At 56.9% G+C, this 26795-nt stretch carries 16 protein-coding genes; 6 read left to right on the top strand and 10 right to left on the bottom strand.

Going from position 1 to position 26795, the window contains the following annotated elements; translation table 11 throughout:
- Window positions 1-56 precede the first annotated feature (56 nt).
- Complete coding sequence (locus tag HY17_RS12965; protein ID WP_034767200.1) at window positions 57-2726, top strand: TonB-dependent siderophore receptor; 2670 nt, start codon at window positions 57-59, stop codon at window positions 2724-2726.
- A gap of 68 nt (window positions 2727-2794) precedes the next feature.
- On the opposite strand, the gene HY17_RS12970 is transcribed toward HY17_RS12965, so the two are convergent.
- The 7 genes from HY17_RS12970 to HY17_RS13000 form a co-directional block, all read right to left on the bottom strand.
- A complete protein-coding gene (locus HY17_RS12970) occupies window positions 2795-5653 on the bottom strand; it encodes a TonB-dependent receptor (RefSeq protein WP_081813139.1) in 2859 nt (952 codons plus the stop codon).
- 248 nt (window positions 5654-5901) lie between these two features.
- Complete coding sequence (locus HY17_RS12975; protein WP_233348810.1) at window positions 5902-6963, bottom strand: FecR domain-containing protein; 1062 nt, start codon at window positions 6961-6963, stop codon at window positions 5902-5904.
- Window positions 6964-6989: 26 nt separating this feature from the next.
- Window positions 6990-7565 carry an RNA polymerase sigma factor gene (locus HY17_RS12980; RefSeq protein WP_034767202.1) on the bottom strand — a complete coding sequence of 192 codons (576 nt, stop codon included), beginning with the start codon at window positions 7563-7565 and terminating at the stop codon, window positions 6990-6992.
- 266 nt (window positions 7566-7831) lie between these two features.
- Complete coding sequence (locus HY17_RS12985) at window positions 7832-10795, bottom strand: amidohydrolase family protein (protein ID WP_155843623.1); 2964 nt, start codon at window positions 10793-10795, stop codon at window positions 7832-7834.
- Window positions 10796-10854: 59 nt separating this feature from the next.
- The gene (locus tag HY17_RS12990; RefSeq protein ID WP_081813142.1) at window positions 10855-12786 is read right to left on the bottom strand and encodes a gamma-glutamyltransferase family protein; all 1932 of its coding nucleotides are present in this window, start codon (window positions 12784-12786) and stop codon (window positions 10855-10857) included.
- Between the two features lie 173 nt (window positions 12787-12959).
- Window positions 12960-16001, bottom strand: a complete 3042-nt coding sequence (locus HY17_RS12995; protein WP_197020283.1) for a TonB-dependent receptor domain-containing protein — start codon at window positions 15999-16001, stop codon at window positions 12960-12962.
- Window positions 16002-16517: 516 nt separating this feature from the next.
- Window positions 16518-18233: a CIA30 family protein gene (locus HY17_RS13000; RefSeq protein ID WP_197020284.1), complete on the bottom strand. Its 1716-nt coding sequence runs from the start codon at window positions 18231-18233 to the stop codon at window positions 16518-16520.
- Window positions 18234-18678: 445 nt separating this feature from the next.
- Between HY17_RS13000 and HY17_RS13005 the strand changes: the two genes are divergently transcribed.
- Entirely contained in the window at window positions 18679-19353 is a 675-nt protein-coding gene (locus HY17_RS13005; protein ID WP_034767527.1) for a TetR/AcrR family transcriptional regulator, read from the top strand.
- A 21-nt stretch (window positions 19354-19374) separates the two neighbouring features.
- Here the strand turns inward: HY17_RS13005 and putP are convergent, their stop codons facing one another.
- Together putP and HY17_RS13015 are read right to left on the bottom strand one after the other, a co-directional pair.
- Window positions 19375-20877 carry a sodium/proline symporter PutP gene (gene putP / locus HY17_RS13010; RefSeq protein WP_034767208.1) on the bottom strand — a complete coding sequence of 501 codons (1503 nt, stop codon included), beginning with the start codon at window positions 20875-20877 and terminating at the stop codon, window positions 19375-19377.
- A gap of 197 nt (window positions 20878-21074) precedes the next feature.
- Window positions 21075-21854 (bottom strand): pyrroline-5-carboxylate reductase, encoded by a 780-nt coding sequence (locus HY17_RS13015; RefSeq protein ID WP_034767529.1) that lies wholly within the window; start codon window positions 21852-21854, stop codon window positions 21075-21077.
- A 247-nt stretch (window positions 21855-22101) separates the two neighbouring features.
- Between HY17_RS13015 and proB the strand changes: the two genes are divergently transcribed.
- Window positions 22102-23265 (top strand): glutamate 5-kinase, encoded by a 1164-nt coding sequence (gene proB, locus HY17_RS13020; RefSeq protein ID WP_034767210.1) that lies wholly within the window; start codon window positions 22102-22104, stop codon window positions 23263-23265.
- Here the strand turns inward: proB and HY17_RS13025 are convergent.
- Window positions 23262-23741 carry a MarR family winged helix-turn-helix transcriptional regulator gene (locus HY17_RS13025; RefSeq protein WP_034767212.1) on the bottom strand — a complete coding sequence of 160 codons (480 nt, stop codon included), beginning with the start codon at window positions 23739-23741 and terminating at the stop codon, window positions 23262-23264. The two genes, proB and HY17_RS13025, sit on opposite strands and share 4 nt — an antisense overlap.
- A 188-nt stretch (window positions 23742-23929) precedes the next feature.
- On the opposite strand from HY17_RS13025, the gene HY17_RS13030 reads away from it, so the two are divergent.
- From HY17_RS13030 to HY17_RS13040, 3 genes are all read left to right on the top strand, one after another.
- Window positions 23930-24604, top strand: a complete 675-nt coding sequence (locus HY17_RS13030; protein ID WP_034767215.1) for a response regulator transcription factor — start codon at window positions 23930-23932, stop codon at window positions 24602-24604.
- Entirely contained in the window at window positions 24601-25605 is a 1005-nt protein-coding gene (locus HY17_RS13035; protein WP_034767218.1) for a HAMP domain-containing sensor histidine kinase, read from the top strand. Before HY17_RS13030 ends, HY17_RS13035 begins: the two co-directional genes overlap by 4 nt.
- Before the next feature lie 130 nt (window positions 25606-25735).
- The gene (locus HY17_RS13040; RefSeq protein WP_081813143.1) at window positions 25736-26791 is read left to right on the top strand and encodes an efflux RND transporter periplasmic adaptor subunit; all 1056 of its coding nucleotides are present in this window, start codon (window positions 25736-25738) and stop codon (window positions 26789-26791) included.
- Window positions 26792-26795 lie beyond the last annotated feature (4 nt).

A 26795-nucleotide genomic window follows, 5' to 3' on the forward strand; every position in this document is an offset into this window, starting at 1 on the left:
CCGCGCCCGGCTCGTCGATGTCCGGCGGGTGATGGGGTTATTTGGAGACACCAGCCATGAAACAGAAACTGAAAAGCAGCGTAAAATTCTGCTTGAGCGCACTGATGGCGTCGAGCGTCATTCAGGTTGCGATTGCAGAACCGGAGCCGGATGGGGGTGATACACGCCGACTCGAAACAATTCGCGTCGAAGGCCAGGCCGTCGACGCTCTGACATCTGACATTGCTGTCGACTTTGCCGAGTTTGGCACCCAGGTCCAGCTGATCAGCTCTGAAGAAATTGAAACCGGCGGCTTCACCAATTTTGGCGAACTCGCGTCCGGCCTGATCCGCGGCGCCAACATCGGCTACTCGCCGGATGAAGGTGAGTTTACCATCCGTATCGATGGCGGCACCGACCGGGACACGCTGCTCCTGGTGGATGGCGTCCCCTATTTCGACCGGTCTTCCCCGCTGGAAGACCTCTGGCCCGCGACGGCCATTGATCCTCGCATGATCGATAGCGTGGAAGTCTACCGCGGCGGTAACAGCCTTTACTTCGGCTCCAATGGCGGCCTCGGCGTCGTCAGCGTTCGCACCAAGGAGCCTGATGGCACCACCAAAGGTCAGTTCGGCGTGTATGCAGGCGCCTTCAAGACGCGCGAAATCTACGGAAACATGTCCCTGCCGCTCGATAAGGACGGCAAGCACTCCATCCTCGTGTTCGGCCGCTCCTATGAAACGGATGCCCACGAGCTGTTCAGCAAGGAAGCTTATGGCGACAACGTCCTGGCCCTTGGCGGACGTCATGAATTCCCGTACAGCTACAATAGTCTGGGTCTGAAGTATCTCTGGCAGATCGGACCGGACACAGAGTTCCGCGCCGGCGCGACTTACTCGACCATCGACTTCCGCGATTCCTTCCCGCAAAGCACGGTATTCCAGCCGAACTTTACGGAATTCCCGATCTATAACGCGGCCTTCAAGCACCGCTTTAACGACAAGCTCAAGATCAATCTGGAAGCGCACTACCAGGATCCGCAGCTGAAGAACAACGAGATCGACGCCCGCATCTGTCAGATCCCGCGTCTTGGCGACCTGCCATCCGACATCCAGGCAATTGCAGCAGATCAGGGCATCACGGGCTTCTCGACTGCCGCAGCTTTTGAAGCCTTTGCTGCATCAGTACCGGGCCTGCCAGCCGGCTGTGTGACCAACCCCTACGGCAGCGCCGGCAGTGCGGGTGATGACAACTGGAACGGTGGCAGCAGCTACTACATCAACCAGGATCCTGACAGCCCGTTCTACGGCCAGCCCTACGGTACGATCGAGAACCCGTTCCCGATTGGCGCCCCTATCGGCTATGTCGTCCAGTCCACTGCGTCCTTCGGTGACGGCGGTCTGACCAAGGGTTTTGGCACCACTGACCAACGTGAATCCGGTTATGTCGACTATGGATTCAACGCCCGGGCCACCTACACGCTGAATGACTATGTTGAAATCGTCGCCGGTGTTCAGAACACCAGCTACAAGGACAATTCGGACGACTCCTTCGGGGTACGCGATGTGAAGCTGACCAGCACAGGTGTCTATGGCGACCTGCGCCTGTCCCTCCCCGTTCTTGAAGGCTTCAGCGGTTCGTTCGCGGCCCGTCAGGACTTCAATGACAATTTCGATGACCAGTCCGTCTGGAAAGTCGGCCTGCGCCAGAACTTCGGCTACGGCCTCTATGCTCGCGGCTCGGGCGGCACATCCTACAGCCTTCCGAAGATTGACGAGATTGGTGCGTTCGGTGCCGGTGCAAACATCAACCCCGGCCTGCAGCCGCAGGAAGTCGACGCGTTCAACGTGGGTGCCGGTATCGACGGTGACATCTTTGGCGGCACGTACAACGTCGAAGTCGGCTACTTCGAAACAGACATCAAGAACCTGTTCTCCAGCCGTGCTGTCGGCGCTGTCTGCCTCGAATATGCCAACGATCTGACAAATCCGCTGTTCGATAACCTGACCAACGACACGGCCGCTATCGAACAAAACCGTCGGAACATCATCGCGCCGGATGACTTCTGCTCTACCGCAGCCAACGGTCTTTCCGATCCGGGTGAAACGGTCGCCGTCAATGCTCTAGCCAATCAGGACATCAAGGGCTTCACCATCGACGTCGCGTTCGACTTCGATAAGTGGCAGGCAGACTTCAGTTACACCGACATGGAATCGCTGGAGCCAAACCCGGTCTACGGCACTCTGGCTCGTCTGGATGGCACATCGACCAATCTTGACTTTGTGATCCCGGGTGCTGCGGGCAATTCAGAGCTCCGTCAGTCTTCGGAACGTCCTGAATGGACCCTGTCGGGCCTTGTCACCTACACGCCGAACGAAAACTGGGTGTTCTCACTGAACCCGCGTTGGCAGGGTCCTGAATGGGCTTATGCTGGGACCAGCCTGGCCCGCCTTGTCGACACCGATGGAAATCGTGTTGTCGAGGACATGAACTTCGGTGACTACTTCGTCCTGAACGGTTCGGTTCAATACTTCATGGGTGATGAAAAGCAGCACCGCTTCCTGATCCGAGGCGTGAACCTGCTTGGCGAAGATTATTTCGAGCGCGCATCCGGTGGGTCCACCTATACCCGTGACCGGGCAGTTGTCCGGGGCGAGATCGGTCCGAACGACAGCGCTTACTACAGGCAGTATGGCTGGAACGGTAAACCGCGGTCTTTCTGGATCCAGTACGAGTACTCGTTCTAACCACACTCAGGACCCGGCCAGTCTTTCCCCGCTGGCCGGGTCTCCCTTGTTTTGGGACGGGAACATTTCTACCAGTGAAAGGCACCCCGGACAAACCAGTTTCCCCCGGTGAATCCAAATGGCGCGAACGTGTTGTACATGTTCGACCCATTGATCTCGCTCGGCTCATTGATCTGCTCAGGATATGTGTTGAGTAAATTGTTCGCCCCGGCATAAACGGTGAAGTTTTCCGAAAGGGCGTAGCCGATTTCGAGGTCTGCGATCCATTCCGGGTCCACATCATAATCCTCATCCGGATTTGTTGCATTACGGACCATATAACGGCCGAAGCGTGTTGTCCGGAAATTCGTCTTGAACGGACCATACTCCCAGCCAACGCCAAGACTGATCTTGGAATCGGGAATAGTGTCCGTCAGGGCTGCCCGCTTGCTCCGGTCAAATATATCAATACCCCCCAGCGCCTCCAGCTCAGGCGGATTCTCGACGATTCCGCGTATATCTGTTTCGTTCCTGTTGAACCCGCCGATAAATCTGAAGCTGCCATACTCCGTATGCGCTCGGTAAGTCGCAACAATATCGAGTCCGCGCGTACGCGTGTCGATGGCATTTGTATAGTACTGTCCACTAATCCCTGGCGAGAGCTCATTTGCGACGAGCAGCGCCTGGATCTGATCGCCAATGGTTGTGATGCCGTCCGCTGAAAGGCGCGTGTCCAATGGAGAGAACGTGGAAGTTACAACGATCCGGTCATCCAGATCGATCTGGTAAGCATCCACCGTCACCGAAAGGTTCGAGTGTGGGGTCAACGCGAATCCAAAGCTTGTATTCCTCGACGCCTCCGGTTTCAGCGGAGACGCCCCAAGGGCACGGGCTGCAACCGAATTGACCGGCAGATTCTTGAGCAACAAAAGCTCGGCTTCTCCATCGCCATCCAGATCCCGGAACTGGCTGGTGGTCGAAGCATACGCTTGCTGGGCCAGAGACGGCGCGCGGAACCCGGTATTGAAAGACCCTCGGAGCGCGAGCCAATCAGTCACAGCATACCGGCCGCCGGCCTTGTAAATAATCTCATCGCCGGCAGCGTCATCAAAATCTTCGTATCGCAAAGCCGCATTCAGGAACAAGTTTTCCGATGGGCTCCAGCCCAGTTCGCCATATGCGCTGAGGTTTGTTCGACGGATTGCGCCTGAATCATCCGGACGGAAGCCGGGCGTCGCCTGGGCCCCCGGCGGAAGAAGCTCGCCGGCAAAGGGCTGCCCCTCCGGTCGGACATAATCTCCAGCGATCCAGCTAGCTTCTTCCCCTTCTTCGATTTCATATCTTTCGAGCCGGTGCTGAAGGCCGAAGGAGACCTGTATTGTCCCCGCCCTGTACAGCTCCTGCAGCTTCGTCACATCCAGCGCATTGACCCATTCAGAAGAGATGAGGTGACCAATATTAAACTGGGTTGGACTGGAAGGCCCGAGACTGGCATTGAGCCCATTGGTATTCTCCCATTCGGTAATGTCGGTGCCAAAGCCCGACGATATATCCCAAGCCCAGCCGTTTGCAGATTCCCCCCGGAAACCGGCAACCAGTTCAAAGTCATCTTCCTCGATCACCAGGCGCGGACGAAACCCATCCGGATAAACTTCCGGCAGCGAAACAATTCTGTTTGGTGCACGGAATGACCAGTTTAACTCGGACTTTCGAAACCCGTATGTCCCGAAAGAATAGAATTCCATATCTGCGAAATCATAGCTGAAGTTCCCGCCGAAAATATGCGAGATCTGCGGAAATGCCCCATAGTTCTGCGTGATCATACGATCGATTGTCGCTTCCCGCGGATCGCGCGCGCCACCTTCCAGCAGCGGGTAAAGATTGACACGGTCCGAGATCGGCACAGCCCTGTTGGATTCTTCCCGGCTCATGAAATTGTAGAACAGGTTAAGGCTGCCGGATTGTCCAATGGATATGCCGTTTCCAGCGGACACGGTGAAGAACTCACCATCATTACGGTCAAAGTTCTGCCCTGCGCTGATCGAGAGATCCCCGTCGTCGGGGTCATCCTTGAGGATGATATTGATGACACCAGCAATCGCGTCAGAGCCATATTGAGCCGCAGCCCCGTCTCTCAGAACTTCGACGCGGGAGATCGCTGACGACGGGAGCATATTGAAGTCGGCACCGGCCGCGCCATTGTAGAGCGAAGACACCGAGTTGATCAGAGCGGTCTTGTGCCGACGCTTGCCATTCACAAGAACCAGCGTGTGATCGGGGTTCAATCCTCGCATACCGCCACTCGCGATTATGCTTGCTGTACCACCGCCACCACGGGTCGGCAGGTTGAAGGACGGGATCAGGTAGCGGAATGATCCATAAATGCCGGTTGAACTGCCTTGCTGCATATCCTGATAGGTCAAAACATCGATGGGAGTTGGGCTGTCGGTTACTGATCGAGGCGCACCTCTGACCCCGGTTACAACAACCGTATCCTGAGTACTTGGTCCTTCTTCGATCTCAGTTTCCGGAACCATAGGGATATTCAAAGGAGAGGGTTTTGGCTCGCCGACTGGAACAGGAGGGGGCGGCGGTGGAAGTTCCACAGCTTCCGGGGTGCCCCGTTGCAAGGTCAACGCACCATTATCAAGTTTTTCGACCTCCAGACCGGTGCCCTTGAGGAGCATTGTCAAGGCCGCTTCATGGTTCAGTCGGCCTTTGACCCTGTGAGATGTTTTGCCTTCCAGGATCCCGGAAGGCACCACAATTACTATCTTGGATTGTTCCGAGTACGCCATAAGGGCGTGCGCAAGTGGTTGCGCATCGATCTCGTAATAAGATGGTTTTGCGCCTGCAGGATCAGCAAATACTGGCGCCCCCTGAAGGATAAACAGGAACACCACGCCAGCCAGACCAGCTCTGCTGAGCGGACTTCTGACCTCTGGCATTCTCTACTCACCCCTCAAACTTCGAAAAGGCTCCGAATTGCCCGGCCTGAACGTTAACAATGACTCTGTGATGAGAGCGTCTGTGCTGCCGTGATGACAACGCCTAGTGAACGATCGTGCCTTGGAAAATATGTCCGCCAGGCCGGGCAAACGCACCAGTGCAAAGCCGGCGTAATGGCAATCGATTGCTCCACGCGCGGAAAATGCGCGCCCATGTCCATATTTTTGTCAGAGTGTTCCGGGCGATCTCAGCTGGCCGGAAGAAAGACTACTTTGGAGGGATCGGCGCGGTCTATCGACAGGGGATACGAAGCTTCCAGCGCAAAAAGAAACTGGTCGACATTATCCGATCCAAAGGCAGCGGTGACACGAACCTCGCCCAACGCGGAATCCGAGAAAACGAAATTGCGATCATCATAGCGGTGCAGGTCTGCAACAATGTCATCGAGACTGACATCGTCATATGCCAGCCAGCCCGATCGCCAGCTCGCGGCCTTTTCAGGGTCAATCGTTTCAATCTGGCGTTGGTCCTGGCCGATCATCGCGGTCACCTTGTCGCCGGCCGTCAGCACGTCTTTCACGAGGGTGCCGTGACGTTTTTCGGTGGCTTCGGGGTTCCGGGCCTTGATGACCTCCACCACACCTTCAACCACCGACACCATCACCGAACTGGACGACTGGCGGACATCGAATTGCGTTCCGACGACGCGCACCAGCCGATCACCGGCCTGAACATAAAATGGATGGCTCTTGTCGGGGGCGACGTCGAAGAAAGCTTCACCTTCCTCAAGCGCGACGGTTCGCAGACCATCTTCGAACTTGTATTCGATCCGGGACCTGGCGCCCAATGTGACGACAGTGCCATCCGGCAGGGTCACGGCACGGATCTCGGCGACCTGGGTCTCAATCGCGGGCAAAGCCGCTGCCTGCAGATTTTCGACGGTACTCGGCCGCTCATGGAGCGACACACCGACTGTGGCCGCCAGGACCAACGCCGCGGCCATGACGCCGCCTGCCACAGCGCGGATGGGTGAAAAGGAGCGCTTTGGCGCTGCGTGCGTCTGCAAAGCGGTTTCGACCCGTCCGCCCAGAGCCCTTTCTGGCACACCGCAAGGCAGCCCAAGGTCCATCATGATCTGCTCATAGTCATGGAATGCTTGGGCATGATCAGCGTTCGCAGCCAGCCAGGTTTCGAACTCTGCGAGCTTGTCTGCCGTGGCATAACCGGAATTCAAGTATACGACCCAGGACCGCGCCTGCGCCTCCACACGTTCGGTGTAGCGTTTGTTTTTATTGGAATCTGGCCGCACCAAACTCAAACTTTCCTCCCGAACTGCTAGCGCTTCAGCGCTTGCGACAGACTGGCGAGTGCCTTGTCCATTTGCCTGTAGACATCGCCATAAGACCATCCCGTTTCATCGGCAATCTGCTGATAAGTATAGTTATACCGCCGCCGAAGAGTCAGGATGACCTGTTGCTTGTGAGGCAATGTTTGAAACACTGCATTGATGACTTCAAAACGCTCTTTCTCAAGTAGGACGCGCTCAGGAGACAAATCATCCAGCTGAGGGCCAGAATTTTCAGCCAGCACCGCCTTTGCGTAGTCGAGGTGACGCCCTGAGCGGCGTTTCTGGTCTAAAATGATGTTGCGAGCCGTTACGAGCAGGAAAGCCCGCGGATTTCTGACGCTTTGCGGTTCTTCCAAAGCGGCAAAGCGAATGAAAGCCGCCTGTACTGCATCTTCCGGTTCCGGAGGCCCCGCCCCGAACATGCGTCTCAGATGACCACAAAGGTCCTGCCAGTAAACGCGGTAGAGCTGCTCGAAGTTTGCCGCGTCATTTAATGCCACACGGTCGCCAGCGCTCAGCGCATCCTGATTGGATGAAAGGGATTTCGTATTGGACTTGCTCAACACCCTGCTCACAGCTCAACACCCGACCGGACATAGCCATCCCGAAGAGGCGGAAAGAAACAAGCGAGATGAGGACCGGCGTTGGCAAATGTCTGCACTTGCGCAGATCTGAAGCAATCGTGCGGATCGAATGCCAATTTTCGTTTCCTTGCCCGGCTGATATCGGAGCCGACGGGCGCGCCAACAGGACACAAATACGGTCCACCCTCGCACTCCTGCGAAGATGGACCGTATTCGAAAATCACGACATTGGGTCTGACCGGAACCTATTCCGGTTTGGTGTAGACGATCTCTCCGTTTTTCATCACTTCACTGACGCTCAAAGTGTTGGCAATATCTGCTAACGGGTCGGCATCCAGGATGGTGATATCGGCAAGATAGCCCGGCGCAATCTGACCCAGTTGATCGCCGACACCGATTGCCTCAGCGGCCTGACTTGTCGCCAGCTTCAATACGGTTGCATTGGGCACACCAGCTTCGGAATAAACTGCAAGCTCATCATGAAGTGAAGCACCATAAGGCACGAACGGGGAGTCCGTGCCGGCAACTATTTTGCCGCCATTCTCGATGATTTCTACCAATGCATCCTGACCGGCCTGAACGAATTCCGAACCTGCCCGCTTTCCCATCGCGAGCGTGGGAGTGACATACATTCCCGATTGCGAAATCAGGGCAATCACATCCTGATAGGAATGTCCGTTCAGAGAGCTCTTCAGGGAATATCCACGACGACTGGTGGCTCCGAAATGTTCCATCTGGTCAACGCCATTCGCGACAGCAGGATACAATTCATGCCCGGTAACCGGGATTCCGGATTCATGGGAAAGTTCGATCACCTCTTTCTGAATCGTATAATCCTGCCGCACATAGCTCTTGTAGAGGTCCAGCTTGAGTTCGGTAGAGAGGCGGACGGAATTGGCGGCCTCTTCCACCGTGCCGACTGTTTCGGAAACGCCGTATGATACTCTCGCCCCCTCGTTCAGCGGTCCGGCTGTGAACACCCGTGGCGCAGACCGGCGGCCGGCATCTGCCGCTTCCCGGCGTTCGACCGCGTGATAGGGGTCATCGCCTGTCTCACGCACGGTTGTGATGCCATACTTGAACCAGATATCGCCAAGCGCCTTTCCTTGTGTGATCGACTGGTGTGTATGGCTCTCGATCAGGCCTGGAATGACATACTTGTCTGAAGCGTCGACCAGCGTCCCGACGAGTTCGGCTGTTCCCGCTGGCTCGATGGAACTGATGACACCATCCTCAACAATGATATCCACATTTTCGAGATATTCACCTGCAGCCACGTCGAACATATGGCCAGCGCGGATCGTGTAGTCTTCGTCCGGCATATCACGGTGCCATTCAGGCTTGATGTCGAGCGTGCTTGTTTCGCCGGTAGTTCGATCGAACAACATGATGTCCGCGCCGTCGATGTAGATCAGTTTGGTTCCATCAGTTGACCAATTCGGATTTTCCCCGGCTTCGGCGACCAGAGAAATTTCCCCGAGGCTGCCATCTGCAGTCAGAGGCGCCATATAAAGAGCCCCCTGATAACGATACACGATCATGCCGTCAGACGACCAGGCGGGGCGGTTCCATTGGCGCCGTCCGAGAGAGGCATCCATGCCTTGTGGTGCCACCCATTTGGTCTCACCTTCACCTGAAGCAGGCATCAGGAGAAGGGCATTGTAGCCTTCACGGAACCTGTTGGTTTGCGGAAGACGACTAACCACGAGCACAGTATTCCCATCACTCGACCACGCGGGTGGGCTAGGCCCAAAAATCGGTTCGGAAATCACTGTCTCGCTGCCGGTAGAGACATCAACGATATTAACTGTCGCGCCGAGGAAGATTGTGATGAGCGCATCTGACAAGTATGCAATACTCGACCCATCCGGCGACCAGATCGGAGAGTTGGCAGGGCGACTTGCATCAGTTAGCTGAGTAAAGGAACCTGACGCAACTTCCAGCAACCAGACATCAGACTTGCCACCCCGGTCGCTGACGAACGCAATGCTTGAACCGTCGGGTGACCAGCTGGGAGACATGTCAATAAAATCATCATCGGTAAGCTGCTTTGTCTCGCCGCTCTCCAGGTCCGCCATCCAGAGGTCCCCAACCGCCGTGAAGACAGCGCTTTTGCCATCAGGAGACAGGGTGGGGTCAATCACACCAAGTGCCGGCTTCGCTTTCCTAGATGTGAGATCATAAACCCGGCGCTTATAGGGTGTTCGGTTCAACTCAACTGTGGCTGAAAAATCGATGTTCGTTGGCGCTTCAGCATCGGGCGCGATGACATTCACCTTGCCGTCAGCTGTGTACAGTACCGAACCGTCTGAAAGCACGGACGGCCGGAACGGGAACACATCCCCTCCTTCCACCAACAATTTTGCGTCGGAACCATCCGTGAAGGCCTGGGTAACCAGCCCCTCTCGTCCCAGAAGACCCGCAATAAAGAGAGACTCGCCGTCTGGCGCCCAGACAGGCGCACCAAGTGTATTCGCCGTATAGGCTATGCTGAACTTCTCTTCCGTATCAATATCCCGGACAACCAGTGCATCCATCTGACCATCGATAACGAATGCGAGTTTCGAACCATCCGGAGACAGGACTGGGTACACTGCGTTACCAAAGCCTGAGAAGTAAGGTGTCAACGGCGTCTCGTAGCCGGTTTCATCTGCGACAGTCAGCTGCTTCGGCTCGGCGTCTTCTTCGAGCGTAAGGGACCAGACCTGATAACCCCCTTCAGTATCGGCAGAATAAAGAAGGCTACTGCCATCGGGCGTGAATGATGGGTAACGTGCATCAGAAGGGCCAAAGGTTCGTTGGGTTAGATCCGATCCGTCAGGCTTCATTGTCCAGATCGTGAAGCCATTCTCCGCATAGGTGTAGAATGCGATCAGAGAGCCGTCCGGTGACCAGGCCGGCTCATGCGAATCCAGTTCTGCTGGTGTCAGCGCTGTCGCTTCACCACCTTCCGCAGGCAAGGACCACAGAACGCCCTGCAGCGCCAGGATCAGCATGCTGCCGTCGGGCGACATCGCCGCTGACATATTGGTTCCCTCTGTCATCTCAACGTCGATAAGCACGGGACCGGAGGCGGAAGCCTCCACCTTGCTTTCGGTCTCAGCTGTTTCACCCGGGCTACTGCAGCCAACCAGAACTGCCGACGCGAACACAAGAACTGCCCCGGCTGATTTCAATCGCATTTTATAACTCACGTTGATCTCTCCCAATTTAGAACCTTAAAACCTTAAGTCCGCTATTACCTAACGAGTACGGACATTAACTAGCCTTACCAGCCTGCCGCCATCGCCATCCGTCGAGGATCGGCCCCCGCCATGACAGCGCCGTTTTCATATGCTCGCACCCCCTGGATGCTTCCGATCGCGTAAGGTCCTACATAATCTGCCATGTGTCCCAATGCCTTTAGACCAGAGAGGCATTGCGACGAGAATCTCGATTCCAGCTGCAAGAAGCATTTGGCGCCCGGCAGGTAGAAGTTCGGGTCAGCCTTCACCGCAAAGCGCGGTGCCTCAATCGCCTCCTGAATTCCCATGCCATGATCGATCAGGCTCATCAGAACCTGAAATTCACTTTGTCCGATCGTTTCTCCGCCCGGCGTTCCGAATGCAGCCCAAAGCTTGGAATTATTCATGACCACGACCGGGGAGTTGTTGAGGATCGGGATCTGTCCCGGCGCGACAAAATTCACGTTGTCTTCGTAGGGCGACGTCGACCCCAGGCGCATCCCATTGTTCAAAAGGAAGCCTGTACTGCCCGCGATCACACCGGCGCCGAAACCGCCGCCAAGCGTTGTGGTCACAACGATCGTGTTCCCTTCTTCATCAACAACGGTCAGACTTGTCGTATCGCTATATCGGGCGTCGTCGTCAGGCGTGCGCGTTGCCGACACCGGCGGAGCAGGTGCAGATGGGTCGTAACGCCGGAAATCCGTAACCTCAGGGAACGGCAAAGCCAGCGAAGGGTTTATCATGGCGCCGCGATCCGCAGCGTATGCTTTTGATACCATCGCCGCGACCGGCACGTCGGCAAATTTCGGATCCGCCGCATAGGCATAGATGTCGGCCTTGGCATGCTTGATGGCTTCGGCTTGCAGATGCAGCAGCTGCGTACTTCCCGGCTTGAGTGAGGACACGTCAAAGCGCTCTACAAGATTGGCTTGCATACAAACTTCGAGTCCGCCGCGGGAGGTCAGGGGTGTCGAATAGACTTCGTATCCTCGATAGGTCGTTTTTACCGGGTCTGCCCACTCAGCGTTGTAGGCAGCCAGGTCGGCTTTTCTCACCCAGCCACCGACTTCGCGGAAAAACCGATCAAGCTCAGCCGCAATTGGGCCGTTGTAGAAATACTCTCTTGCCGCAAGCAGTGCGGTATCGCGATCACCACCGCCAGCCAGAACCTTTTGTTCTTCTGCGACCAGCGACTCGAACGTTCTGGCGAGGTTTTCATTGGTCAGAATCTGGCGCGGCTTTGGTGTCTTCCCACCCGGCAGAAATACTTCCGCCGTGGTCGGGTGCATCTGCAAGCGCCCCTGCATGTACTCTATGATCCGGGCAATGGAGGGATCTATCGGATGGCCGTTTCTGGCCAAATCAATTGCTGGCGCAATTACATCCCCCAGAGACAGGCGCCCATGCTTGCGAAGCAGTTCGATCCAGCCGTCAAATGCACCGGGGGTCGTGGCGGCCTTTACCCCCCAGTCAAATGCTTTGGGATCGCTCTTCGGATCTAGTGCGAAAGGTGCCGCGCCGCCGAATTTCAAGGCTCTGACCTGACCGCTCGGCTTGTCATAGACTGTCGCAAATCCGTTCCCGGCAATACTGGAAGCCCACGGCTCGACCACATTGAGAACAGCCATTGTCGCGACCGCAGCATCGCCGGCTGCGCCACCTTGCATGAACATCCTCAGACCAGCCGACGCAGCGAGCGGATGACCTGCCGTGACGACGCCGCGCGGACCCGGGGTCTCGACGCGATGCGCCGCAACGTTCAGGTCACCGCTTTCGGGTGCGTCCGGCGGCCGAACTGGTTCCAGGGACGCAACACCTGAATTTGCCGCGTCTACCGGAGACACACATGCAACAGCAACGCCACTTGCGGCAATTGCGCCCGCAGTCAGAAATTTCCTACGGTCCAGACCATGAGCATCCGTATGCTCAAGCTTGTTTCGATCAGCGTTACTTTGCTCTGTGAGCTTTTTCATGAATCCCTGAGCTCCCCTTCAACACCCCATCGCCAATCGCGATGGATGGCTGATGATCAAAGCATGCAGATGAAACCAGGGTTCAGCGGTTGACAAGCAACCACCACCCCGGGACGAAAGTCCGGGGTGGCACGATTGCACCGCCCCGGACTCCATTCGGAGACCAATCCTTCTTAGAAGGATTTTTTCACATTCACATACCAGTAGCGCGGCAGCGGCTGATACAGGGACGAGAGATAACCGTAGGTATCAGCCAGCGGCGGATCTTCGTTGAACGCATTCCGCACACCAACACGAATGGCTGTGCCGTCTGTCCAGGTGTCGTTCTCGACTGTATATTGGCCGTAGAAATTCCAGGTCATATGGTCTTCGATCGGCCATGGACCATAGGTCGAGCTGCTGACGCTCGTCTGGAAAACTTCGCTGGTGTATTGCGAGAACGCACCGAACTTCCAGTTCGCGATGTCATATGCCATCGACATGGAATATTTCCACTCCGGACGCCCGTTCTCCTGGATCAGGCTACCACCGCCGGTGACAGTGACATACGGATTAACCGTTCCGTCAGCCAGTCCTTCCAGAAGAGCCGCAGCTTCAGCCGTCGGGCTCTGATAGTAGGTGTCCAGATAGGTGGCATTGAGATTGACCGAAAGCTCACCCGGACCAACCGGGACATCCCAATACGCACCATAGTCGATTCCTTCGACCTTGAGCGGCGAAAGGTTGGTGAACCGGGCAATGACGTTGACCACATCGCCAACTGGCGTGAGTCCTGTGCCGGCAAAGTCCGCGATCTGCTGAGGTGTTGGGTCCGCACGGATTACGTTCGGGTTAGAGCTGCCCTGCAAACGAAGCAGATAGTCATACGACAGGGCGACAGAGTCATTCAGAAGGCCAATCGGGTTCTTCTGCTCAATGCTCCAGACATCTGCCGTGAGCGTGAGCGAACCGAACTTTTCAGGAATGAACTGAGGTTCGAACACCACGCCGTAGGACGAGCTTTCCGATTCTTCTGGTTCCAGTTCGGAGTTACCCGAGCGCAGGCTGGCAACCGTCACACCCAGCGTCGCACACTGGCTGAAGTCGGTGATCCGGCCTTGGCTGAGGGCTGCCTCACACTGGATGTAGTCCGGATAGCCATTGACGCGTTCCAGAAGCGGCGTGTTGACCACTTCAAGGTTCGGCGCCTTGAAACCCTCCGACCAGGATCCACGGAAGCGAAGACCGTCAATGACATCCCACGACATTGCGACCTTCGGCTTCGAGACTGACCCGACATCTGAGTAGTCCTCATAACGAGCCGCAGCCTGTAGATCGAGCGCCTGAACGAACGGGATGTTCATCTCAGGTGAGACCAGTGGCACAGCCAGTTCGAAATAGGCTGAAGAAACATTCCGGTTGCCTTTGACGTCCGGCGATGGGCTGTGTCCCATCAGGCTGGAGTCTGAAACGAGGTTCCCCGTGATCTGGTCATAGTAAGGCAGCGAGCCATCCTGGTGCGGATCGCGGTCGTCGTGATAGGTCTCACGACGGAACTCGATACCGCCAGCAACACCGATATCACCTGCCCAGATCGAGAACAGATCCGGCTTGGAAACTTTGAAGTCTGCCAAAGCAAGCGTGGTCTTGTTTTCACGAACCTGAGTGATGCGGAAACTGTCGATCGTTTCCTGCGAGTTGCAATCCGGAGCGCCGACATCCGGCACCGCCGGATCACCACCACAGAACGGGTTGTATGCGGTGGCGTCTGTACGGTTGATAGCCTCCTGGAACAGTCGCGAGTCATACCCGTCAGCAGAATCCTTCACGGTGGCTTCGGTATAGAGGATTGCAGAGTCCCAGTCCCATCCGAATGCATCACCTTTTGCACCAGCGAGGAGCCTGATCTGCTCGTTATCGACGACAACGTCACGTGTACCTGCATCCACGGCGCTGTAGGAGTTGATCACAAGATCCACGCCTTCTGCCGGAACGTTCGTGCTGAGCCCATCGATACGGTTTGCCGACCCAACAGGCCCCAGCGGGTTCCAGTATGCATCCGAAGCGATGTAGATCGGACCAGATCCCAGGGAACCACTGGAAGCAATAACCGCCTCTGACGTCGCATTGTAATAACCAACCTCGCCATACACTCGCAGGCTGTCGGAAACATCGTAGTTCGCGAAGCTGAACATGTTGAAGCGATCTACCGCCGGCAGCATGGTCAGCGTATCGAAAGTCTCCAGGTCGTCATGCCGCATATCTCTGTATGCAGATGTAAAAATGCTGCCTGCGCCATAACAAATGTCGCCACCGACATCGTACAGACACCCTGCACCAAAGTCCGTGGGCTGAACGTGGAAGGTGCCTGCCGCGTCAGTGAAAGCTGTGCCGTCTGCACTGATCTCACCAATAGACGTATCGACCGGCGTGAACTGCCCCCAGGGGCTCGTCCAGGTCGAACGGTTATCCCATGCGACGCCCGCCCAATTGGTGCCGTCGGTCAATGGGCGCATATCGGCGAGGTTGGTGTACTCCTGGTCAGAGCGCAGCAGGGAATCCCGCGTTGTGCCGCCGAGATAGACAGAGATGTTGCCTTTGCCGTTCGCGAAATCCGTGCCGTAGAGAATATCCCCGGTGAATTCAGTCAGGTTCGTCCCTTCGGCCAGTCCATATTGAAGATTGACATCCAGACCTTCGAAGTCGGACCGGAGGACGTTGTTCACAACGCCCGCAACAGCGTCGGATCCATAAAGAGCGGCGGCGCCGTCTTTCAGAACCTCAACGCGCGCCAGCCCCTGAACCGGAACTGCATTGACGTTGTAACCAAAGACCGGAGTTTGGTTGTCGGTCTGCGATGTCGGGTGGACCACCGAGCGGCGGCCATTGATCAGAAGCAGCGTATTGCCCTGGGCCAGACCACGCAGGCTGACCGTCGACACGTCACCCCGGGCAGCGTTTGAGTTGCCACCTCCGAGATAAGTGCCGTTGAAGGTAATATCACCGGCTGAGGGAACGGTCCGGAAGAGCTCTTCTGCGGAAACCGCGCCAGTCGCCTCGATTTCGTCAGGCGATACAACCGAAACCGGAAGGGCGCCGGAAACCTTGGCACCAGCAATCTGGGAGCCAACAACCAGAACCTTTTCCATCTGGGCAGTGTCGTCTTCCGCCTCCTCTTGGGCCAACGCCCCTTGCGACAGCACACCAAGCAAAAGCGCGCTTGTAGATACTGTCATTGCACAATGCCGCATGAATCGTCCCGACTTCACGACGCGCGCGACGCCGTTCCCGTTCATCGACCCCCTCAATCCACTGGATTTCATTTTTGCTGACTCCTGAGCTTCTTTTTTCCCGCAAGTCTCCGCCTTGCCGACAGACCCCCTGCCGGACATTCGCGCAGCTCTTGCACCCGCTGGCACGACCAAGCGCGGCCAGACCTAGTTAAATCTGTATTCGGATTTTTTGTGCGGCCGCCGTTGACCACATTCCTTGCTCTTCATTGAGCAATAAGCAGGCTATCGGCGCACGCCTCATCGCACACGAAAAAATGTCAATATTTTTCCTTTTTGTGTCAGCTGCACACAAATGTTGCACCTGCGCAGATAAAATCATCACGCAGTACACAAAGAAATTGGGAAGAAGAAAACCATGGAAATCGCCCCCGGCACCCGACGGGCGATTTCACTTTTTTATTCGTACACGAATTTTGTTGTTTCGAGCACCCAGACTCGATTATGCAAACGCACTAATGCTCAGTAAAACCTGACATTATCAAGCTCATACCATACTGCCTCGCCGCCCGGCCTCTTGATCAGGAACCGCACATCAACGATGCCATCACCTGACCACTTAACACCTTCCGCGGGAGCGCTAAGATCTTTAAACGGAATACCGACAGTTTCCCAATCTTGACCCACTTCGAATTGCCGCTCCCAGCGGCCCTCTGTGGTCGACACAGTCAAGGTGTAGGGTTTCTCATCTCCGCGCATATCGAAGACAATGCCCTGATAAGACGCCCCATCCACAGGCTGAACCGACCCAACATTCATTGGAATGACAATACCCGCCCGGGCCTCTTCGCGTAGCGCGAGATCTGCAGACAGGTGCAGCACACCTCCGCGCTCACCATCGTCGCGAATCTCAAAAACCTGCCAGCTGCGCTCCATCCCTCCATCAGGATCACCAACAACAAGAGTGTCACGCGAGGAGCGCCCATCTTCCCGGTCGAAATCATCGATGAGTGCGCTCGAAATACTGGACGATTCCATCACAGTCGAGGAAACCGGCACCGGCGCCCCCTCTCCAAACACCTTGTCTCCGCCAACGAAGGTGTATTTCGTCTTGTGCAAATCGGAAATATCTTCCCAAGGCTTACCGGCGATCAGAACCACATCGGCATCTTTGCCAACTTCGATGGAGCCGCGCTGGTCATACACCCCAACAGCGCGTGCACTGTTGGAAGTACCCGCCATCAAGGCAGCCTTCGCCGGGAGGCCCGCGCGCACCATCAATTCCATTTCGGAAAGTGTGGAGTACCCATGTGGCGTACGCGGCATTCCGGCATCGGTACCCAGCGCGATAAGGACGCCACCTTCATACAGCGCCTTCATGTTGTCCAAACCCACCTGGAACCGTGCCTGACGCGACTTGAATGTCGGATGCTCGCGCTCAAACTCCGTCGTCTCCGGTTTGTCAGGATTATAGACAGCAAGCGTCCCCGCGTAAGCCGTACCGCCAGCCTTGAGCGTGTCGATGGTTTCCTGGTCCACATGTTTGTCGAGTACGGAGTGCGCAATGATATCCACGCCGGACCGGCCGGCAATCTCAGCCCGGTCCTTGGTCACGGTATGGGTCAGAATCTTCAAGCCATGAGCATGAGCCTCTTCAACCAATGCTGTCAGGGTCGGCTCATTCATGCTCGTATTGTCGACACCGGAGCCATAACGCCAGCCATCCGTGAAAACTTTGATGACGTCAGGCTTGTAGGGCAGCAGCTCCTTGACCGCTTCGGTGGCCGCATAGGGTGTGTTGACCCACTTGGTCGTACTCTTGTCAGACCAGTCAGCGCCATGCCCGTTGGTTGTACTCATACGCGCCGCGAAATTCACACGCGGACCCGGCAGCGACTCCAGCCACTCGCGGCGAGGCGCGAAGGCTTCCGGTGGCTGGGCAAAATCATAAACGGATGTGACACCGGTCTTGGCATATTCCTGCGAAATCTGAGGCGTGGTCGCCGGCTGGCCAATCGGTGTGTAGTGAACATGCAGGTCAAAGAAGCCAGGCAAAAGTGACAGGCCGTCGCCATCAATCGCGGGTACGCCCGCGGGGGCAGGCCCGGCCGCCTTGTCGACCGACGAGATAAGACCGTCTTCAAACACCACAGTCGCTTTGTAGGGATCAGCACCCGTGCCATCGAAGACTGTGACGCCCGTGATCGCCAGATCCTGAGCAAACGCGGATCCAGCCACGCACACCGCCAAAAGGCACGAATTCAATAACCTGCCGACCATACTCGTCCTCTGCACTTTGCACGCACGTATATGAACCAGACGCTTTGAACTGACTTTCTATCCAGATCGAACAGAATTTTTTGCTCAGATTTTTTGGGGGTCATTCACGCCTCTCCGGCGGGCAAACAAACCCATTTAAAGCCTTCAATTCAGAATGTTTTATTTACGTTGCCAAAGTGGCGGTGCACGCCTCCAGCGTCCTCTACGAAACATCAGAAAACCGAAAAAGTGCTTTGATTGCATAGCTATAGACCCGATCCGCGTTCGCTGTTGGATAGACTTGGCGTGCCGATTGCGCTTAACTGTAATGTAAGTATAACAATCACCCCTCAAGCTAAACATGAACGGGGTCAACCGAAGGCTGAGGGGAGCAAGCATGCCCGGACCGGGGCAGAATTCAGATTTGACCAAACGCCCTCAGCCCGACAATACGCCTCAGGCTTCGGATGGTGTCGAGCTGGAGACAAAAGTCTCTCCATCCCAGGACCGCGCACGCAACACATTCGAAACGATCCTGTCCGTGACCGGGGACCTGCTTTCCGAGGTCGGTTTCGAACGGTTGTCGACCAATATGGTTTGCAAGCGCGCCGGCCTCACCCCGCCAGCACTCTACCGATACTTCCCCAACAAGTACGCCATCCTTCACGAACTCGGCCGACGCCTGATGGAGGCGCAGGACCAGGCCGTTTTCGAATGGCTTCGCGAGGGGGGGATCGATACGCAGTCATTCGAGGCTTCAGCAGAAAGCATCCTGCGAATCCAGAAACGAGTAAACGAAATCACGAAGACATTTCCCGGAGGCGCCTGGGTCGTCCGCGTTATGCGGGTCATTCCCGTGCTCAAGGAAGTCCGGCTGGATTCCCGTGACCTTGTTAGCGAAGAGATCCTGGAAGCACTCCGCAAGAACTTGCCCGACATCCCCGAAGATCGACTTGCCATGGCAACCAAGCTGACAATCGAATTGATGTTTTCGGCGACCGAGATGGCCTTGGAGGTCCCGGAGCGGGAAGAAGAAATCACGCGGGAAGTCTGCTTCCTCGTCGCAAGCTATCACGCGCGTCTGCGAAACGGCTCCTGAACCTTTTCTTTGGGGTGCAGCCTAGCTGTTGTCTTCCTGCATCAACTTCTCCATCTCGCCGAAGCGGTGCGCAACGTGAGGCAACACATCCCGGCCCACGATGCTGACCACAATGGCAGCTGTACCACCCAGCACGAAGCCCGGCACGATCTCATAGATAATGTCGGAGAGCGACTTCCCGTCGATCTCAATCGGCGCATAGAGCCAGAACAACACCGTGACAGCCCCGACAATCATGCCTGCCAACGCACCGTTCCGGGTAAGACCACGCCAATAGAGGCTGAGAAGGATAATCGGCCCGAATGCAGCGCCGAAACCGGCCCAAGCATTGCCGACCAGCGAGAGGATGTTGCTGGATCGATCAAATGCCAACCCGATCGCGACCAGCGAAACGACAAGCACAGATATCCGGCCAACCGCAACCAGCTCCCCTTGACTCGCTTCCTTGCGAAGGAACGTCTTGTAGAAGTCTTCCGTTAGCGAGCTGGAAGACACAAGCAACTGAGACGAAATCGTACTCATGATCGCCGCGAGAATGGCTGCTAGCAGGAAACCGGCCACAAGCGGGTGGAACAGAATTTGGGAAAGAATGATGAAAATCGTCTCAGGATCATCCACAGGAGTGCCGTGAGCATAAGTGTAGGCATAGCCGGCGATCCCCGTGAGCACGGCACCAATCACCGTCACGATCATCCAGCTCATGCCAATATAGCGGGCCGTGGCAATATCTTTGAGGGAACGGATAGCCATAAACCGGACGATGATGTGCGGCTGGCCGAAATAGCCAAGCCCCCAGGCAAGCAATGAGATGACCCCCATCACAGTCATGCCCTTCGGCCACATGCCGAAATAGCCAGGCTCAACGGAAGCAGCAGCCGAGGCCCAGTCACCTTCGTTCTTCAGGACGATAAAGGAAACGACTGGCACGAGGATCAACGCCACAAACATGATGCAGCCCTGAACAAAGTCGGTCAGGCTGACGGCAAGAAATCCGCCGAACAACGTGTAGGCAACAACCACACCGGCTGTCAGGAACAAGCCCAGCTGGTAATCGAGACCGAACGAGGCCTCAAACAATTTGCCACCAGCAACGACGCCCGCAGACGTATACAGTGTAAAGAAGATAACGATCACGACCGAAGAAAGAACACGCAGCGCACGTGACTTGTCGTGGAATCTCTTTTCGAAGAAGTCCGGAATGGTGATCGCGTCGTCTGCCAGCTCTGTGTAGACGCGCAGACGAGGCGCAACAAAGAGGTAGTTGAGATACGCGCCAATAACGAGACCCACAGCGATCCAGGCAGCGCTGAACCCGGACACGAAAACCGCGCCCGGAAGGCCCATGAGCATCCATCCGCTCATGTCGGATGCGCCAGCAGACAGCGCACCGACGGCTGGGTGAAGCTTACGCCCGCCCAACATGTATTCGGAAACATCACTGGTGGATTTTCGGTATGCATAAAGGCCGATGGCCAGCATCAGAACAAAGTATACCGCAAGAGAGATCAGAGCTTCGTAATTCATAGGCTCACTTTTTCAGGTGTTCGTATTTCGAAAAGGGCCAACTGAAGCGGCCCATCGAGAGATTTTGCTGCCTTGGCGATTTCCGCATTGCGCCTAGAAAACGCACTCCATTGGTACGCGCGTCATGAAAGTCTGACGTCGCTTGCATGTCCTGCGTGATATCATCATGCCCTGCCCCTGCATCGCTATGAAATGCGTTACCTCAACTCGACTGCGCGCTTGTACGCTGCCTGTGTTGCCCCAATCAACAACCGGGAAAGGTCTCCGGTTCCATTCAGGGCGTTCAAGCCCGCCTCGGTGGTGCCCGCTTTACTGGTCACGGCGTTGCGCATGTCGGCCAGGTCATCGGTCGAGCCGACAGCCATCTCGATCGTTCCGGCAATGGTGTCGAGCACCAGTTTGCGGGCCTGCTCTTCTTCGAAGCCAAGCTCCTTGGCCGCTTCCATGTAGGCTCGCGCGATCTCGAAGACATAACCCGGTCCACTACCCGCAATGGCGGTCACCTTGTCGAGATCGAACTCCTCTTCGACCTCCACGATAGTGCCGGCAGCCCTCATCATCTGCCGCGCCGTCTCTTTCGCACCGTCCGGAGTCTTGTCGGTGAAATACAGGCCGCTCACGCCCTTCCCAATGCTGGCGGGCAGATTGGGCATGACGCGAATGACCGGACGCGCACCAACAATCGATTCCAGCCGCTCACAGGATACGCCCGCAGCGATGGAAAGCGCGGGAGCATCTGCCTTAAGGTGATCGAGGTAGTCCGGAATGACGTCCTCGATCAGTTGCGGCTTCACGGCGATAACCAGCAGGTCAAACGGACCACCTTCGACGTCTTCTGCTGACTTGAAGGATTTGACACGTGAATCCGGGAACGTCGCGACCGGGTCAGCGACCGAGTAAGTCATACCCGGGACATCTACCCAACGGGCCAGCAGTGACGCGCCCATATTTCCACAACCAACCATCAATACGTGCATGAAACCTCCGAATCTGAATGCCCCGCACATAGGCCGATCTTACTTTGAATTCAAATATTCTGCTGCGGTTCCCCTTCGTTTGCAGCCTGCTTTCGGAACAATTACGGCCAATGAACTGTTAATTCTGGAAGAAATACGGGGCTATCACCGCATATTAAGCCAAAGACTGTTACTTTGTGCTCTAATCGTGTTGCGAACCAACCCAACGCAGCCTAGGTCGTAGCCCGAGGAACCAAGGGAGCCCTGTGTGCCTAAATCTAAGCGTATCGTTATCAAGATCGGATCCAGCCTACTGGCCAATGAAGAGCTGCTGACGCCGCGATGGGCGTTCATGCAGCAATTGCTGAACGATGTTAAAACGCTCCGCGATGATGGATATGAAGTCCTGATCTGCTCATCCGGCGCTGTCGCACTCGGATTGAACACGATCGGTGAAACACAGGAAACGGCTGGTTTGCGGGACAAGCAGGCAGCTGCCGCGTGCGGCATGCCAATCCTGCTGAATGCCTACAAGCAGGTCGCACACGAATACAGCTTCGACATCGCACAGGTGCTGATCACGCTGAAAGACCTCGAAGACCGGCGCCGCTTCCTCAATACGAAGAACACAGTGCACCGGCTGATTCAGGCCGGCATCACGCCAATCGTCAATGAGAACGACTCCATTACGACCGAAGAAATCCGCGTCGGCGACAATGACCGGCTTGCGGCCAAGGTCGCCCAGATGGTGCAGGCCGAAACTCTCATCATCCTGACCTGCGTGGATGGCCTCTACGATCGCAATCCGGAAGAGCCAGGCGCACAACTGGTCGAAACCGTGAATGACGTGAACGAATTCCTCGAAGTCACCAAAGGCGTGAGCAGTCTCGGCAGCGGTGGCATGCTGACAAAGATGCAGGCCGCAAATATGGCCCAGAACTCAGGCTGCACCACAATCATCGGGAATGGTGAAGCGGAAAATCCGGTGACCTCCCTGCTCGACGGGTCGCGCAAGCACACCAGATGCATCGCACACGACAAGCCGGCGACCGACTGGACGGCCTGGCTGACCGACCGCCTTCAGATGGCCGGCAGCATTGTGGTCTCCGAAGAGTCAGCCGACGCGCTTTGCCGCGGGGAACGCGGATTGCTGCGCCAAGACATTCAATCGATCCAGGGCACCTTCGTCCGGGGTGATGTACTCCACATCTATGATGAATCCGGAAATGAGCGCGCCCGCGGTCTCTCAAACTTCACGGCAGAGGAAACCCTGATCCTCGCGCGAAACAAGGAAATTCCTGCCAAGCAACTGCTGGGCTTCCAGACGAATGCGACCATCGTCAGCCGCGACAACATCGTTGTGCTCGATGGCCGGCACATCCAGTGGGACACGCCTCCGGAAAATGAGCTGGAGCAGATTGAGAACCGTTAGGTTCCCGGATCGCTTATATCGCCGACCTGCAGGATTGGTGCGGCATCAAGATTGTCTGCGTTCATCATGAACGCGACTTTTTGCATGCTGGAAACGAGAAGCGACTTTTCCCAGTCTGCCAACCCATTGAAAGATGACAGGAACCCCTCCTGAAGGAGCTCGGGCGCATCTACCAGGCGCCGCTTCCCCTCTTCAGTGATCACGACTTCCAGGCTCCGCCGGTCATGCTCATTGCGTTCCCGGACAACCAGCCCTGCCCGCACCAGCCGGTCCACGATCGATGTGATCGTCGCCTGCGACAGGTGAACCTGCCGCGCGATGTCACTCGGTTTCGCACGCTTGGCGCCAGCGACACTTTGCAGAACCAGCAATTGGGGCGCCGTTAATCCGGTGTCCTTCGCCAGCTTTTTGGAGTGCATATCAATGGCGCGGGTTATTTTCCGCAGCGCAACGAGAAGATCGTGATACTGGCTCATCTGGTGATGCAATAACCTGCAAGTCGCACTTGTCCAGTTCAGGACGTCGCACCCGGCCGTCCTTCCGCAGTCATCCCGCGCTGGCCCAAGGGAGGCTGCCGGAGGTCATTGTTCAGCAGGCGCAACTGGTCAGGACGATGTCAGCTTTTGCTGGTAAGATACTTTAAAATTCCGGACTCCAGATACGCATGCGAACATTGATCATCGAAGACAATCGCGAACTGGCCAGCCTGCTGGCCGAGCGTCTTGGCGCGCGCGGCATCGACAGCGACATTGCCGGCGGTATCGCCGAAGCTGACGATCACATGGCCGTTGGGCAATTCGACGTGATCATGCTGGACCTCGGCCTTCCGGATGGCGATGGAATCGACTGGCTGCGCGGCCTGCCGGCGGACCGCCCGCCCGTTCTGATCCTGTCTGCCCGCAGCACCCTGGATGACCGCGTTACCGGTCTGGACACAGGGGCGGACGATTACCTGGTCAAACCTGCCGAAGTCGAAGAAATCGCCGCCCGTCTGCGAGCGCTGATCCGCCGGCCCGGCCGCCGCGACCCTGTCGTCCTGACGGTCGGCGACGTCACCTTTGATACAACCAGCCGGCAGGCAGAACTCTCCGGCCGGCCGCTTGCAATTGGACGCAAGGAAGCGGATTTCTTGGAAATTCTCCTTCGTAATGCTGGCAAGGTCGTTCCACGCGAACGGATTGAAGGCGCACTCTATAGCGCCGCGGATCCCGTGACACCCAACGCGCTCGAAGCTGTCGCATCAAGACTGCGGCGTAGATTCGCCGAGGCCGGTGAAGAGGACATCCTCCACACGGTCCGGGGTGTCGGGTATCTGTTCGGAAACCGGAGAACATCATGAACTCCATCGCTGGCAGACTGCTGCGCGGCCTTTTGATCTCCGGCCTTGCGGGAGGTGTCGTGCTCACCCTCATGGTGATCTATGAGTACGGCCTGCTCAGCCCGAACCCACCGCCGTTCTGGCGAACAGTACGCGAGATCACCGAGCATGTGCTCGTCCCCTTTGGCGTGTTCCTCGCCCTCTTCGGCATTGGCGCGCTTCTGGTCGTGCGCCGCGTGGAGCGCCAGTTGAAAGCCATTGCAGGCGATGTCAGGGAAGCCGCGCAAGACCTTCGCAGCTACCAAATGCCACCCGACGCACTGCCTGCAGAGCTCACGCCATTTACGGACGCTGTCAACGAACTCACCAGCCGGTTGGCAGAACATGCCAGACGGCAGGAAGCCTTTGCCGCCGACGCTGCGCACGAGTTGAAAACCCCGCTCTCGATCCTCGCGCTCTCGCTCGACAAGTTGCCAGCAGAAGACGCGGCTCCCTTGCGTGCACAGATCCACGCACTGTCTGACATGGTCGACCAGCTCCTGTTGCTCGCCCGCAGCAATGCGCCGGACACGGCGCAACGTCGCAGCCTGATCGAGCCGGACAGTCTGGCCCGCCGCATCGTGGCGGAGCTCGCCCCTGCCGCGATCCAGGCTGGCAGGGAATTGTCTGTGGAAACCGACCATCCCGCCCCATTCCGCGGATTGGAGGAAGCCGTGGCGGCGTCCTTGCGGACCCTGATCGTCAATGCCCTCCGCGCCGCTCCCGAAGGCAGCGAAGTTATCGTCCGCGCGGGCCCCGGGGCTAACCTCGCTGTCATAGACGGTGGACAGGGTCTGACATCGGACGAACTGGAACGGCTCAAGGCGCGTGGCATCCGGGCTGACCGGGCCCCGGGCGGTGCAGCGGGGCTTGGCCTCGCGATTGCTGACCGGATTGCCGACTCCCATGGCGGCGAACTGGTCACCTGCCTGCCGGAGTCCTCCGGTCTTGCCCTTCGGTTTCCAACCGCTCGCCCTGCCTGATTTTTAAGCATGCGGGTGCTGCAAATTCCGCATGCCACACATGCAGATGCGCAATTCCCCGTCAGGCTGGCGTCAGTGAGCGCTGTCAGAACGTTGTCATGGACAGAAACCACGACACGGCGAGAAGACGATGGTGAATTGGGTTTTGCGCACAGCGCTTGCGGTTACCTCACTGGCAATATTAGGCGAACCAGCACTTTCCCAGACAGTTGAAGTCACTGCGGCGAGCCGGAAAGCGCTCGGCATTACGACTGAACCTGTTCGGACAGAGAGCTCCATTGAGGGTACACGGACATTTGGAACCGTGATTGCCCCTCCGGGGAACTCCTCGCCCGTCGCCAGCCCGTTCGAAGCCGTGCTGCTGGAGCCGCTGGTCATTCCCGGCATGCAAGTGGAGGCCGGAGATCCGGTCGCCCTACTCTACAGTCCTGAATATGAAACGGCCCGCGCGGAAGTCGAATCCCAGCGCATCATGGCCGAACACATGGATCACCTGCTTGAGCGCGCATTGGAGCTTCGTGAACTCGGATTGCGTTCCGCGCAGGAAGCAGATGAAGCCGAGCACGATTCAAAATCGGCTCACCTTAATCTCGCAGCCTCGCAGCGCCGCCTGAGTGCGGTACGCAGCGCGGGCGGTGCCGGCCGCTTCAAGCTTGTCGCGCCTGCTTCCGGCACGGTGGCCAGCGTATCGGTCGCTGCCGGTGAGGCGGTTGGCATGTCCGAACCGTTTCTCTCGATCTTTGACGGCAAGCGCTACTGGCTTGATGTCGCGTTGCCGGAGCGTGTGGCAAACACATTCTCGATCGGGTCCTCGGTATCCCTGCCCGGATCTGCCGGAAAAGGGACTGTGGTGGCGATTGATCCCACGGTCGACGCGCGCTTGCAGTCTGTCCGAATAAAGATTGAACTGCCCACCTCGTCCTCATGGCGCCTCGGCCAATTGGTCAACCTGTCTCTCGATACAGCGGAGCAGGAAACAAATCTCGTCATTCCCGCGCGCGCCATCGTCCGCATCAACGGTACAGACTGTGTTTTCATCGATACGGGCGAAGGCTTCCGCCGTGTGGAAGTCAGCATAATCACCCGCAGCCGCGACGATGCAGTGCTGAACGCCGGCGTCTCCCCCGGCGATCAGGTCGCCGTCTCCGGTCTGGCTGCCCTTAAGAACCTCGCTGAAGGAGTCTGAGGAC

The organism is Hyphomonas sp. CY54-11-8, from assembly GCF_000682735.1.
In the GTDB taxonomy this organism is placed as follows: Bacteria; Pseudomonadota; Alphaproteobacteria; order Caulobacterales; family Hyphomonadaceae; genus Hyphomonas.

Bases quoted from the DNA above. Each gene is read 5' to 3' on its own strand.
- HY17_RS13015 (WP_034767529.1), bottom strand. From the start codon at position 21,854: ATGCACGTATTGATGGTTGGTTGTGGAAATATGGGCGCGTCACTGCTG.
- HY17_RS13035 (WP_034767218.1), top strand. From the start codon at position 24,601: ATGAACTCCATCGCTGGCAGACTGCTGCGCGGCCTTTTGATCTCCGGC.
- HY17_RS12995 (WP_197020283.1), bottom strand. From the start codon at position 16,001: ATGACAGTATCTACAAGCGCGCTTTTGCTTGGTGTGCTGTCGCAAGGG.
- HY17_RS12965 (WP_034767200.1), top strand. From the start codon at position 57: ATGAAACAGAAACTGAAAAGCAGCGTAAAATTCTGCTTGAGCGCACTG.
- putP (WP_034767208.1), bottom strand. From the start codon at position 20,877: ATGAATTACGAAGCTCTGATCTCTCTTGCGGTATACTTTGTTCTGATG.
- HY17_RS13030 (WP_034767215.1), top strand. From the start codon at position 23,930: ATGCGAACATTGATCATCGAAGACAATCGCGAACTGGCCAGCCTGCTG.
- HY17_RS12970 (WP_081813139.1), bottom strand. From the start codon at position 5,653: ATGCCAGAGGTCAGAAGTCCGCTCAGCAGAGCTGGTCTGGCTGGCGTG.
- HY17_RS13025 (WP_034767212.1), bottom strand. From the start codon at position 23,741: ATGAGCCAGTATCACGATCTTCTCGTTGCGCTGCGGAAAATAACCCGC.
- HY17_RS12990 (WP_081813142.1), bottom strand. From the start codon at position 12,786: ATGAAAAAGCTCACAGAGCAAAGTAACGCTGATCGAAACAAGCTTGAG.
- HY17_RS13040 (WP_081813143.1), top strand. From the start codon at position 25,736: ATGGTGAATTGGGTTTTGCGCACAGCGCTTGCGGTTACCTCACTGGCA.